Source organism: Microvirga sesbaniae (assembly GCF_025460805.1).
GTDB lineage: Bacteria > Pseudomonadota > Alphaproteobacteria > Rhizobiales > Beijerinckiaceae > Microvirga > Microvirga sesbaniae.
This window is the reverse complement of the sequence record NZ_JAMXFJ010000009.1, coordinates 19,699-32,342: the sequence shown is the minus strand read 5'-3', so window position 1 is coordinate 32,342 and position 12,644 is coordinate 19,699. Positions and strand designations below refer to the sequence as shown.

At 63.4% G+C, this 12,644-nt stretch carries 8 protein-coding genes; 2 read left to right on the top strand and 6 right to left on the bottom strand.

All coding sequences use genetic code 11. The annotated features are described in order from the left end of the window. Positions 1–46: 46 nt before the first annotated feature. From OCW50_RS33210 to OCW50_RS14290, 3 genes are read right to left on the bottom strand one after another with little or no spacing between them, the layout of a single operon-like run. Entirely contained in the window at positions 47–241 is a 195-nt protein-coding gene (locus OCW50_RS33210) for an SDR family NAD(P)-dependent oxidoreductase (RefSeq protein WP_315974428.1), read from the bottom strand. Between the two features lie 7 nt (positions 242–248). Then, positions 249–3,401 carry a multidrug efflux RND transporter permease subunit gene (locus OCW50_RS14295; RefSeq protein ID WP_262298017.1) on the bottom strand — a complete coding sequence of 1,051 codons (3,153 nt, stop codon included), beginning with the start codon at positions 3,399–3,401 and terminating at the stop codon, positions 249–251. Between the two features lie 4 nt (positions 3,402–3,405). Further along, a complete protein-coding gene (locus OCW50_RS14290; protein WP_262298016.1) occupies positions 3,406–4,590 on the bottom strand; it encodes an efflux RND transporter periplasmic adaptor subunit in 1,185 nt (394 codons plus the stop codon). 486 nt (positions 4,591–5,076) lie between these two features. On the opposite strand from OCW50_RS14290, the gene OCW50_RS14285 reads away from it, so the two are divergent. Continuing rightward, a complete protein-coding gene (locus tag OCW50_RS14285) occupies positions 5,077–6,996 on the top strand; it encodes an adenylate/guanylate cyclase domain-containing protein (protein ID WP_262298015.1) in 1,920 nt (639 codons plus the stop codon). Between the two features lie 478 nt (positions 6,997–7,474). On the opposite strand, the gene groL is transcribed toward OCW50_RS14285, so the two are convergent. The 3 genes from groL to OCW50_RS14270 all read right to left on the bottom strand — a co-directional run bounded on the left by groL (position 7,475) and on the right by OCW50_RS14270 (position 11,942). Beyond that, a complete protein-coding gene (gene groL / locus OCW50_RS14280; protein WP_262298014.1) occupies positions 7,475–9,124 on the bottom strand; it encodes a chaperonin GroEL in 1,650 nt (549 codons plus the stop codon). A 37-nt stretch (positions 9,125–9,161) separates the two neighbouring features. Then, entirely contained in the window at positions 9,162–9,476 is a 315-nt protein-coding gene (locus OCW50_RS14275) for a co-chaperone GroES (RefSeq protein ID WP_262298013.1), read from the bottom strand. Positions 9,477–10,085: 609 nt separating this feature from the next. After that, on the bottom strand, positions 10,086–11,942 hold the full coding sequence (locus OCW50_RS14270) for an ABC transporter ATP-binding protein (protein WP_262298012.1): 1,857 nt from the start codon (positions 11,940–11,942) through the stop codon (positions 10,086–10,088). A 173-nt stretch (positions 11,943–12,115) separates the two neighbouring features. Between OCW50_RS14270 and OCW50_RS14265 the strand changes: the two genes are divergently transcribed. Further along, a complete protein-coding gene (locus OCW50_RS14265; RefSeq protein WP_173945877.1) occupies positions 12,116–12,613 on the top strand; it encodes a cupin domain-containing protein in 498 nt (165 codons plus the stop codon). The last annotated feature ends 31 nt before the right edge of the window (positions 12,614–12,644 follow it).

Sequence of the window (12,644 nt, the reverse complement as noted above, 5' to 3'; positions counted from 1 at the left end):
ATGCCATGGGCAGATCAATACGATGGGGGCGAAACCCGCGGATGCATCATCCAAGCCTTCGTGGTCTGCCCCCTGAAACGTGACCCTCCCTGAAGTATGGCTTGTGATCCGAAAGGACCGCCACCTTGGCTCCGGCCGCCGCAAGCGCTTGCGCAACCGCGGCGCCGATGCCGGACGAACCGCCCGTCACCAGAGCGGATCGGCCTTTCAAAGGCACGGGTACTTCTCCTGCATCGATCATGAGCCTGTCACTCTGCAGCCTGTGACATGGGCTCCGGTTTCGTCTCGCGATCTGCGACAGCCCCGCCTGTCCCTGACCACCAGGATCGGGCTGCCGTTGAGAGCCCGTCGAGGTAGAGATAGATCACCGGCGTGGTGAAAAGAGTCAGAGCCTGGCTGACAATCAGGCCGCCGACCATGGCGTAACCCAGAGGTTGGCGGATTTCGGCTCCCGTTCCATGCCCCAGCACGAGCGGCACGCCGCCGAGCAGCGCCGCCATGGTGGTCATCATGATAGGCCGGAACCGGAGGAGAGCGGCCTTGCGGATGGCTTCCTGGCTTGAGAGGCCCTCCTCCCGCTCCGCCGTGATGGCAAAGTCCACCAGCATGATGCCGTTCTTCTTCACGATGCCGATGAGCAGGATGATGCCGATCAGGGCGATCAGGCTGAAGTCGAACCCGAACAGAAGCAGTGTCGCCAACGCACCAAGTCCTGCGGAGGGCAGCGTCGACAGGATCGTGATCGGGTGGATATAGCTCTCGTACAAAATACCGAGGATCAGGTAGACCACCACGAGCGCCGCCCCGATGAGGAGCGGTACGGTGGACAGCGACTGCTGGAAGGCCTGAGCATTGCCCTGGAAGCTGCCGACCAGGGAGGGAGGTTTGCCGAGTTCGCCTTCCGCACGCTGAACGGCCTGCGTCGCCTCGCCAAGCGACACGCCTTCCGCCAGGTTGAAGCTGATGGTCACTGCCGGGAACTGACCCTGATGGCTGATGGACAGAGGCGCGGTCTTACGGGTCGTCCATTTGGCGAAGGTGGAGAGAGGCACCTGCTGGCCCGTCAACGGCGATGTCAGATAGATCCGATCGAGGGTCTCGGTTTCCCCCTGAAGCTCCGGCAGGATCTCCATGATCACCCGGTAGCTGTTGAGCTGGGTGAAGTATTGAGTCACCTGACGCTGGCCGAAGGCGCTGTAGAGAGTGTCGTCGATCAGCTGAGGCGTGATGCCGAAACGGGCAGCCTGATCGCGATCGATGGTGAGGGTCAGGGTTGTGCCGCCCGTCTGCTGGTCCGTTGCCACATCGCGCAGCTGTTGAATCGACTTCAGCTTGTCGAGAACCTTCGGAGCCCATTCGTCGAGTTCGTCCAGATTGGCGTCCTGAAGAGTGTACTGGTACTGGGTGCGCGACTGGCGCCCGCCCACGTTGATGTCCTGTGAGGCCTGCAGGAAGAGGCGTGCGCCCTCCACCTTGTCGAGCTGCGGGCGAAGCCGCGCAATGATGTCCTGCGCCGAGGCCTGGCGCTCCTCTTTGGGCCTGAGGGTGATGTAGATGCGCCCGCTATTGGTGGTCGAGGCGCCGCCACCCGCTCCGATCTGCATGGCGTAGCTCGCGACATCCGGATCGCGGCCCACGATCTCGCCGAGCGCCTCCTGCCGACGCATCATCTCCTGGAAGGAGATGTCCTGCGCGGCCTCGGAGGTGCCCTGCAGGAATCCCGTGTCCTGCTGCGGGAAGAACCCCTTCGGGATCCCCATGAACAGGTAGATTGTTGCCCCCAAGGTGGCGAAGAAGACGAGGAGCGTGAAAAAACGGAAGCGCAGCACCGTGTCGAGGCCACGCTCGTAGGCGTGTTCGAGAGCCGCGAAGAAGCGCTCCATGAGGTTGTAGAGACGCCCATGGCCCTGCCCCTCCGCTTCGGGCCTGAGCAGGCGGGAAGCCATCATGGGTATCAGCGTGAGTGATACGAAGGCGGAGACCGCGATTGTCATTGTCACCACCACGGCAAACTCCCGGAACAGCCGTCCGATAATGCCGCCCATGAGCAGGAGAGGAATGAAGACGGCAACCAGAGAGATGCTGATGGAGAGAATCGTGAAGCCAATTTCCGACGAGCCCTTGTAGGCGGCATCCATGGGCCTCTCGCCCGCCTCGACGTGACGGACGATATTCTCCAGCATGACGATGGCGTCGTCGACCACGAAGCCCACCGCGATGGTGAGGGCCATGAGGGAGAGATTGTCGAGGCTGTAGCCCAGCAGGTACATGAGCGCCGCCGTGCCGAGCAGGGCGAGTGGCACCGTGACACTTGGAATGATCGTAGCCCATAGCTTGCGGAGGAACAGGAAGATGACCATGACCACGAGGCCGATGGTCAAAAGCAGGGTGAGCTGCACGTCCTTGACGGAGGCCCGAATGGTTTGGGTACGGTCACTCAGGACCTCCACCTTGATGGCGGGTGGAATCGCCGCCTGAAGGCGCGGCAGCTCGGCCTTCACCCGGTCGACGGTCTCGATCACGTTGGCGCCCGGCTGCTTGAACACGATGAGGAACACGCCACGCTTGCCGTTGGCCCAGGCGGCTTTCCTGGCATCCTCCGGCCCTGAGACCGCTTGGCCAATGTCGCGAACTCGGATGGGCGCCCCATTCCGGTAGGCGACGATGACGTCGTTCCACTCTTCGGCCCGGGTCAACTGGTCGTTGGCGTAGATGGTGAAGCTGCGGGTCGCTCCGTCGATCGTTCCCTTGGGGCTGTCGACGGTGGCAACTTCCAGCTGCCCTCGAATCGCATCGAGCGAAAGATCCTTGGCGGCAAGCTTCGCCGGATCGAGCTGAACCCGAACGGCAGGCTTCTGCTCGCCGCCGATGATCACCTGCGCGACGCCGGCGATCTGGCTCATCTGCTGGGCGAGCTTGGTGTCGGCATTGTCGTCCACCTCCGTCAGCGGCAGCGTGTCGGATGTGGCCGAAATGATCATGATCGGCGTGTCGGCCGGGTTGACCTTTCGATAGGTGGGAGGGCTCGGCAGATTCTTGGGCAATTGGCCGCCGGCGGCGCTGATGGCCGCCTGAATGTCCTGCGCGGCCGCGTCGATGTCGCGGTTCAGGTCGAACTGCACCGTGATCGAGGTGGAGCCAAGCGCACTCGTGGAGGACATCTGCGACACGCCCGGAATCTGGGAGAACTGTCGCTCGAGCGGTTGCGCCACCGAGGACGCCATCGTCTCAGGACTGGCGCCCGGGAGCGAGGCCGAGACCTGGATGGTTGGAAAATCGACTTGCGGCAAGGGCGCAACCGGCAGGAACGGATAGGCAATCAAGCCTACGAACAAGATCCCGACCATCACCAAGGTGGTTGCAACCGGGTAGCGAATGAATGGAGCCGAGATGCCGCCCATGTCCTCAATCCCTGACGGCGGTCTGCTGGGCAACGGCGTTCTTCACCTCAACCCTCGCTCCAGGGCCAAGGCGGTAGTGACCCGCCGTGACAACTTGCTCACCGGCCTTGAGACCCTCTTCGATGACAGCCTGCCCTTTCGTGATCGGCCCCACCTTCAAGGGCCGCGGCTCGACCGTGTTGTCCGGCTTGACCACATAGGCGAGCAGACCCTGCGGGCCGCGCTGAACCGCCGTGTCAGGAACGGACAGGACATTCTTCATGACGTTGACCCTCAGTCGGGTATCGACGGATTGTCCCGGCCAGAGGGCGTGATCCTTGTTCTCGAAGGCTGCCTTGAGACGAATGGTGCCGCTTTGCGTATCGACCTGGTTGTTCACGAGGCTCAAGGATCCCTCCGCCAGGGTGTCCTTGCCGTCGGTCGACAGAGCCCAGACCTTCAGAGGACCCTGGGCCACCGCCTTGTTGATGGCCGGAAGTTCGCCCTCGGAAGCCGTGAAGAGCACGGACACAGGTTCGAGCTGCGCGATCTCCACGATGCCGTTCTGGTCAGCGGCATGGACGATATTGCCCTGATCGATGAGGCGAAAGCCCGCCCGGCCCGTGAGGGGTGACCGGATGGTCGTGTATTCGAGCTGCGTCTGAGCGCTGTCGATGGCGGCCTGGTCCGCCTGGATCTGAGCCTGGAGGCTACTAACCGCCGCGCGCTGAGTGTCGAGCTGCTGCTGGGAGGCAAAGTCGCGGGCGGCCAACTGATTGGTGCGGGCCAGATCCGCCTGGGCGCTGGCAAGCTGGGCCTCGTCCTGAGCCTTCTTGGCCTGGGCCTGTCCCAGGCCTGCCTGGAACGGACGCGGATCGATCTGCACCAGGAGGTCGCCTTCCTTGACCATCTTGCCCTCCTCGAAGGCGATTTGCTGGATTTGCCCATCAACACGGCTCCGCACCGTCACCGTGGTCGCGGCTTGGACGGACCCCAGTCCGATCAGGTCGATCGGAATGTCCTTGAGTTCCGCTGCGCTTGCCTCGACCGGCACGGCGGCCGGAAGCTGCGCGGCCTGCCGGTGCTCCGCACCGCCGGAAGGCCCTGAATGCCGCCAGGCCAGAACGCCGCCGCCGAGCGCGAGGATCAGAACGACAATCCAGGCGAATCCGCGCTTGGACGGAATGCGTGTCGGCTCTGTTTCGGTCATCGAGGTCATCCTGCGCTCAAGGCACTGAACTGCCGAGACGACGCATGACCCCCCTCATGGTTCAGACGACACACGCTTTTGTGTGAAATTCGGAGCCCGGTTTGCGGGCGATTGACATACCAAGTGAGCAGCGGGGGTTGAACGTCGCCTTTGGGTCTCTGCCGTACTTCGGCTCGACCCGGAACTCCGGGACCCTCCTGTCGCTCGCGAAGGAGGGGCAGCAACTGGTCAGCGATCTCCTGGCACGGCATGCGCCCACTCGTTCAGGGGCTGTCGCCTGACGGCCGATCGGGGCCGCCTGCCGCGGTTCGCCATGAGGCGGGCGTGAGCGCCTGAAAATCCCTCCCGGCTGCGTGGACCGGGTACGGCCGTCCCCGGTTGGCCCCTGTGCTCCCGCGAGGTCGGAACGCCGGGAAGCCGCCTTTCCCTGACGCGCCGCGGGGAGTAGGCTCGGAGTGTCAGGCTGGACCAGGGATGGAGCGCTCCATGGAGCGCAAGCTAGCGACCATCGTCTGCGCCGACGTAGCGGCCTACTCGCGGCTGATCGGGCTCGACGAGGAAGGCACGATTGCGCGGCTGAGGGTGTGTCGCCGGACCCTGCTTGATCCGGCTATTGCCCGCCACGGGGGGCGGATCGTCAAGACCATGGGCGACGGCCTTCTGGTCGAGTTCGCCAGTCCGGTCGAGGCGGTTCGCTGCGCGGTCGAACTCCAACTCGCCATCGTTGCCCGTGAATCCAAGGTTCCGGAGGATCGTCGCATCCGCTTTCGGGTCGGCATCAACCTGGGCGACGTGGTCGTTGAGGGCGGAGATGTCCTGGGCGACGGCGTCAACATCGCGGCGCGCCTGCAAGCCCTGGCGGAGGTCGGCGGCATCTGCGTCTCCCGCTCCGTGCGTGACCAGGTGCGTGACCGGCTTCCGGTGGTCTTCGAGGATCTGGGGGAGCAGAGCGTGCGCAACATCGCCCGTCCGGTGAGGTGCTATCGGGTCCACTTCGATGCCTACACGGCCGAGGCGTCCCCCGAACCAACAGGCCGGTGGCGCCGCCTCCCTCCAGCGGCTGTGACGGCTGGTCTGGCCGTACTCGGCGGCGTTGGCGTCTGGTTCGCCGCAGATCAGGGTCCGGCCGATCCCGGCGCCGGACCTGCTACCACATCGGCTCCCGCTCTTGGCACCGAAGCGCCCAGCGTTCCCCGTACCGCCCCACGCCTGTCCCTTGTGGTACTCCCGTTCGTCAACCTGAGTGGCGATCCTGACCAGGACTACTTCGCTGACGGCCTGACGGAGGATCTGACAACGGCGCTGTCGCGCATCGACGGCAGCTTCGTCATCGCCCGGAACACTGCCTTCACCTACAAGGGGAAGGCGGTGGATGTCCGGCAGATCGGCCGCGATCTCGGCGTGCGCTACGTGCTCGAGGGCAGTGCCCGGCGCAGCGCCGAGTTGGTACGGGTGAATGCCCAACTCATCGATGCCGAGACCGGAGCGCATTTGTGGACGGACCAGTTCGACCGCCCGCGGGCCGACCTGATCAACACGCAGGACGAGATCACGGCAGGAATCGCCTCCACCTTGCAGGTGCGGCTCGTCAATATCGAGAGCCGCCGCAGCCAGCGTGAGCGCCCCGACAACCCCGATGCGGTGGATCTGGCCATGCGCGGCTGGGCCCTTATCTATGCAAGCCAGACCCGGGACAACAACGTCGCGGCGCAACGTCTGTTCGAGGAGGCGCTCAAGGTGGACCCGCAGGCGGTGAGCGCCCTCACGGGCCTAGGCTTCACCCACATCCGGGACGTGATCAACCGCTGGACAGATGCGTACGGGGATCACCTGCAAAGGGCCGATGAGTTGATTGAGCGTGCCATCGCCCTGGCACCGGACAATGCCCAGGCTTTCCAGTACAAGGCACTGCTCCGCCGGGCGCAGCGGCGCAGCGAGGAGGCGATTGCGGCGGCTGAGCGGGCGGTGTCGCTGAACCGGAACCTCGCATCGGCCTACACCGAGATCGGCTGGAACTGGGCTCTCCTAGGCCAGCCGGAGAAGACGGAACCCTATGTGCGGCAGGGTATCCGCCTCAGTCCGCGCGATCCCTTCCTGGTGTACTGGTTGCTGTATATTGGCGTCGCGCAGTTGCACCAGGGGCAGGACCAGGCCGCCCTTGCGACATTCCAGAAGGCGATCGATGCCGATCCGGGCTTCCCGAGTTCCTATGGCTGGCTGGCGGCGGCCTATGTGTTCACTGGACGCGAGGCGGAGGCGCGTGAACCGATGGAGAGGTGGCTGCGGGCAGTGCCGTGGATGACGCTGACACGCTACAGGGCCCTGGAGCAGTCCGATCACCCGGATTACATGGCCCAACGCCCGCGGATCTATGCGGCGTGGCGGAAGCTTGGAGTTCCGGAGTAAGCTTGTTGATCCGGTGGCGGTCAGTCGGCAATCCATGGAATGGCTGTTTCGGTCAAACAACGAAATCGATTGCTCGTCAGGAAGGTCCGATGTTCGGATCGTGTGCTGACATTCGGTCTATGTCGCGGATGTGCCGGGAAGAAGCGCTGCCGGACACTTTCATTTGCCGAAGCACACTCCATCTAAACCCAAGCTGCTTGGTCCTTCTCCAACTCCGGCGATTCTGCAGATCAACATCTGGCTGCTCGTGATCAGTCCCATGATCTGACGGCGGGTTCATGAGCCAGACGGCCTGACGCTGCGGGAACATCCGGCTCGCGAAAGCTATCCGGTAACAGGCCGGTAGAGGCATAAGAGCAAGGCCCGGGTGTCTCCAGGGCCTTGCTTCGCTGTCTGGGTTAGAAGTCCATGCCGCCACTCAAGTCCGGCCTGCCGGACTTGAGCTTTCCTCAGGAAGGGGCGGCCTGAATCGGACCCTTTAGAAGTCCATGCCGCCCATGCCGCCGCCCATTCCTCCACCCGGCATCGCCGGAGCCGATTCCTTCTTCGGCAACTCGGCGACCATGGCTTCCGTGGTGACGAGCAGGCCAGCAACCGAAGAGGCATCCTGGAGGGCCGTGCGGACGACCTTCGCTGGATCCACAATACCGGCTTGAAGCAGATCCACGAACTCCTCTGTCTGAGCATCGAAGCCAAAGGTCTCGGACTGGGTGTTGTCGGTGATCTTGCCGACCACAATCGAGCCTTCCACGCCAGCGTTCTCGGCGATCTGGCGGATTGGAGCCTCAAGCGCACGCAGCACGATGTTGATGCCGGCCTGGATGTCCGGGTTGTCGCTCTTCAGCCTGGCGACCGCCGCCTTGGCGCGCAGCAGAGCCGTGCCGCCACCAGGCACAATGCCTTCCTCGACCGCCGCCTTCGTGGCGTGAAGCGCGTCATCGACACGATCCTTCTTCTCCTTGACTTCAATCTCGGTGCTCCCGCCGACATGGATCACCGCCACACCGCCGGCGAGCTTGGCCAGGCGCTCCTGCAGCTTCTCACGGTCGTAATCCGAGGTGGTTTCCTCGATCTGCGCCTTGATCTGCTGGATGCGCGCCTCAATGTTCTCCCGGTCGCCGGCCCCGCCGACAATGGTGGTGTTTTCCTTCTCCACCCGAATGGTCTTGGCCCGGCCGAGCATCGGGAGCTGGACGGTCTCGAGCTTGATGCCGAGGTCTTCGGAGATCGTCTGGCCGGCGGTGAGGATGGCGATGTCCTCGAGCATGGCCTTGCGGCGGTCGCCGAAGCCCGGAGCCTTCACGGCGGCGATCTTCAGGCCGCCGCGCAGCTTGTTCACGACCAATGTCGCAAGGGCTTCGCCCTCGATGTCTTCCGCAATGATCAACAGCGGCTTGCCGGTCTGGACCACGGCCTCGAGGATCGGCAGCATGGGCTGGAGCGAGGAGAGCTTCTTCTCGTGGATGAGGATGTAGGGATCCTCGAGCTCGGCCACCATCTTCTCGGCGTTGGTGATGAAGTACGGCGAGAGATAGCCGCGGTCGAATTGCATGCCTTCCACAACGGCGAGTTCCGTTGCTGCTGTCTTGGCTTCCTCGACGGTGATCACGCCCTCGTTTCCGACCTTCTGCATAGCTTCCGCCAGCATCCGGCCGACCTCGGCGTCGCCATTGGCCGAGATGGTGCCGATCTGGGCGATCTCCTCGGACGAGGCGACCTTCTTCGCCCGGCTCTGGATGTCCTTCACGGCCTCGGCGGTGGCGAGATCGATGCCGCGCTTGAGGTCCATGGGGTTCATGCCGGCGGCCACCCCCTTGGCGCCCTCGCGCACGATGGCCTGGGCCAGAACCGTGGCCGTGGTAGTGCCATCACCCGCCACGGTGCTGGTCTTGCTTGCCACTTCGCGCACCATCTGGGCGCCCATGTTCTCGAACCTGTCGGAGAGCTCGATCTCCTTGGCGACGGTGACGCCGTCCTTGGTGATGCGCGGCGCCCCGAAGGACTTCTCGATCACCACGTTGCGGCCCTTCGGGCCCAGCGTGACCTTCACGGCATCGGCGAGGATGTCGACGCCGCGCAGCATCTTGTCGCGGGCATTCACGGCGAATTTTACCTCTTTGGCTGCCATCGTATTTCCTCCTTCTGATGACGGTCGCGTGGGCCGCTCAGGCGGCCTTCTGGGATGCAGCGGCTCCCTCAATGACGCCCATGATGTCGGATACCTTCATGATCAGGAGATCCTGACCGTCGATCCGCACCTCGGTGCCGGGCCACTTGCCGAACAGGACGCGGTCGCCGGCCTTCACGCCGAGGGCAGCAACCTTGCCGCTCTCGGCCTGGGCGCCGGGACCGACGGCGACGACTTGGCCTTCCTGCGGCTTTCCCTTAGCTGTATCCGGAATGATGATGCCGCCGGCCGTCTTTTCCTCGGCTTCGATGCGGCGGATGAGGACTCGGTCGTGCAGGGGACGGAATGTCATGGGCGCCTCCTCATATTGCTCCTTAAATGGGGCACTCGTCTGCGCGGGTCAGCAATATGAGCACTCGACGCATCAGAGTGCTGAACGGAGGATAATCACGCGGTCGGGAGGGCTGCAAGCCATCCCTTATGGATCGGTGAACCTGGAGAGAACAGGATCCTCGGGAGCGACATTGACCCCATAGGCTGCTTGGCCGTTCGGAGGTTCAGTCGTGTTGAGTGTCGAAGCCGTTGAAGAGGTCTGTGAGAGCAAGCAGGTGACGCTTGTCATCCACAAGGCGACTGGCAGGAGGGTCAGACGGCCTCTATTTCCTCCCGCTCCAGGGCACTGGCTATGTGCGTCTCATCTTTTCTAAGCGGGTTTCATGGGGAGGGCACAATCTTCTCAGGATTGAACCGCTGACGAAGGAGGGGTTGGCACGGATCGAAGCATCCTTGGGCTGACTGCTCTCAACGCGGCATGATCGCCTGCTCCCGGTCGAGCATCCACAGCAGACGTTGCAGCGTCGGCGCGGCGGTTACCAACCAGAGATGCGGCGACAGGGTTCAGGGCGGCGCCTGCGCAAAATTACCCGTGAGGCCAGCCAGATCTCATGGTGCCATGATCCCTTCATCGATAACCAGACGCCTGCAATTCGAAGAGCTCGGCGTAGCGCCCGCCTGATGCAACAAGCTCTTCGTGGGAGCCAGCCTCCGCAACCTGCCCATTCTCGAAAACGAGGATGCGGTCGGCCATTCGTACGGTCGAGAAGCGGTGCGAGATGAGAATGGCGGTTCTGCCCGCGCTAAGATCGCGAAACCGCTGGAAAACCTCATACTCGGAGCGGGCGTCGAGAGCGGCGGTTGGCTCGTCCAGGATGAGCACCTCCGCATCCCGCATGTAAGCCCGCGCGATAGCGATCTTCTGCCATTCGCCCCCGGAGAGGTCCGCCCCCTCGTGGAACCGCTTGCCAAGCGGCTGGTCATAGCCCTGAGGCAGGCGTCGGATAATGCGATCGGCGAGACTGCGCTCGGCCGCCTGCTGAATCCGACTGCGATCATCGGTGGCCTCAATGCGGCCTGCTCCGATGTTCTCACCCGCCGTGAAGTGAAACCGCACAAAGTCCTGAAAGATGACGCCGATGTGGCGTCGCAGGTCGGCCAGATCATATTCACGCAGGTCATGGCCATCGAGAAGGATCCGTCCCTCTGTCGGATCGTAGAGCCGGGCAAGGAGCTTCACGACCGTGGTCTTGCCGGCCCCGTTCTCCCCCACCAGAGCCACAACCTCACCGGCCGTCAGCGTTAAGCTCAGGTGCCGGACCGCCCAGCGATCGGAATCTGGATACCGGAAGCCCACGTTTTCAAACACGATCCCCGACACCAGCGGCTGCGGGAATGGTCGAGGAGCTGGCGGTGACGTGATGCTTGGACGGACATCGAAGAAGGAGAACAGATCCTCCAGGTACAGCGCCTGCCCGGCGATCTGGGAAAAGCCAAGAAGCAACCCTTCAAGCAGCCCTCGCAGGCGCAGGAAAGAGCCGGACAGGAACGTCAGGTCACCGATGCTAAAGTCGCCCCGGACAGTTCGCCACACGATCAGAGCGTAGGCCAGGTAATAGGCGCAGGACGCAAGTGCGGCAAAGAGCGTGCCCCATGCGGCCCTGCGGATCGCAAGCCGCTGGTTGTCCGCGTACATCCGGTCCGCGAAGGCTCTAAATCGGTCGACCAGGAAAACGTTGAGACCAAAGAGCTTGATTTCCTTCGCAGTCTCGACGCTTGAACCCAGGTAGCGGATGTAATCGAGTTGGCGTCGTTCCGGCGTGCGGAAGTAGTTGAGCCGATAGCCCTGAGCGTTGAAATGCACCTCGCCGACGAAGGCTGGCAAAAGCGCAAGGATGATCAGGACGATGAGCCAAGGCGCATAGGCGAGCAGGCCGGCAGCGAGCGACAGGACCGTGAGCACGTCCTGGACCTGGCCGAAGATCTGGGTCAGGAGGGTGGTTCTCCCGGTGACCTGACGGCGGGCCCGCTCCAATCGGTCCTGCTGATCACTGCTCTCGAACTGCTCGAGGTCCAGCGTCGTCGCGTGCTCCATCAGGCGCACGCTGGCAAAGTTGCTGTAGCGTTCGGACAGGAGGCTGTCGACGAGGGAGCTGGCTCGCCCCAGAAGATCGGCCACCATTGCGAGGACCAGCTCCAAAACGAGCAGCCCGCCGAGAGCATCAAGGCGGCCGCTCCCGAACCAATCGCTCAATCCTCCCCCTGGTGAGGGGATTCGTGTCTGGGCGACAACCTCATCGATGATGAGCTTGCCGACAAAAAGTACCAGAATGGGCAGGACCGACCGCGTCAGTCGCAGCCCGAGACTTGCCGTTGTAAGTGCGGGACTGGCCTGCCAGACCAGGCGGAACAGAGACGGAAGGTGACGGAAGGCACCGACCCGCTCACGCAAGGAGCGGCTGGAGGGGAACACTGGAGCGGCCATCCCATTAAAATAGGGGTCCAGGGTTCACTCGTCGAGCCGAGGCGCTGCTGCAGTCGGAGCCTTCTCTTTGCGAATGACATCATACCGGAGGCCTGAACCCGCCGTCTTATCCTCGGTCTCCTTGCTCGTGATCTGGGGCTAGGACAAAATGCCATACCGTCGCGGAGAGCGCCATGACAGATCACAGCCACGACAACGTCCACGATCCGCACGAGCACTGGAAGCACCACGGCGTCCAGGTGATCAAGGGCGACCGCCTCGATCCGAACACGGCCCAGACCCCAGGCATGTTTCGCCAAGCTGCCATCAATCACGCCCGCGTGGGCGCGCAGAAAATCTGGGCGGGCACGGTTTCGATCCAGCCGAATGCCAAAACCGGGGTGCACCACCACGGCGAATTGGAGAGCGTCATCTATGTGGTGCGGGGCAAGGCTCGCATGCGCTGGGGCGAGCGGCTGGAGTTCGTTGCAGAAGCCGGACCAGGGGATTTCATCTATGTGCCACCCTTCGTGCCCCATCAGGAGATCAACGCCAGCCCGGATGAGCCCCTCGAATGCGTTCTGGTGCGCAGCGACAACGAAGCCGTTGTCGTGAACATCACCGATGTGGATCCGGTGGAACAGCCGGAGGAGGTGTACTGGGTCGACCCGATCCACAAGCACCCGGGATAAGGCCAGGGCAGGGCCTCAGAGGCAGGCTCAA

Bases quoted from the DNA above. Each gene is read 5' to 3' on its own strand.
- OCW50_RS33210 (WP_315974428.1), bottom strand. From the start codon at position 241: ATGATCGATGCAGGAGAAGTACCCGTGCCTTTGAAAGGCCGATCCGCT.
- OCW50_RS14295 (WP_262298017.1), bottom strand. From the start codon at position 3,401: ATGGGCGGCATCTCGGCTCCATTCATTCGCTACCCGGTTGCAACCACC.
- OCW50_RS14290 (WP_262298016.1), bottom strand. From the start codon at position 4,590: ATGACCGAAACAGAGCCGACACGCATTCCGTCCAAGCGCGGATTCGCC.
- OCW50_RS14285 (WP_262298015.1), top strand. From the start codon at position 5,077: ATGGAGCGCAAGCTAGCGACCATCGTCTGCGCCGACGTAGCGGCCTAC.
- groL (WP_262298014.1), bottom strand. From the start codon at position 9,124: ATGGCAGCCAAAGAGGTAAAATTCGCCGTGAATGCCCGCGACAAGATG.
- OCW50_RS14275 (WP_262298013.1), bottom strand. From the start codon at position 9,476: ATGACATTCCGTCCCCTGCACGACCGAGTCCTCATCCGCCGCATCGAA.
- OCW50_RS14270 (WP_262298012.1), bottom strand. From the start codon at position 11,942: ATGGCCGCTCCAGTGTTCCCCTCCAGCCGCTCCTTGCGTGAGCGGGTC.
- OCW50_RS14265 (WP_173945877.1), top strand. From the start codon at position 12,116: ATGACAGATCACAGCCACGACAACGTCCACGATCCGCACGAGCACTGG.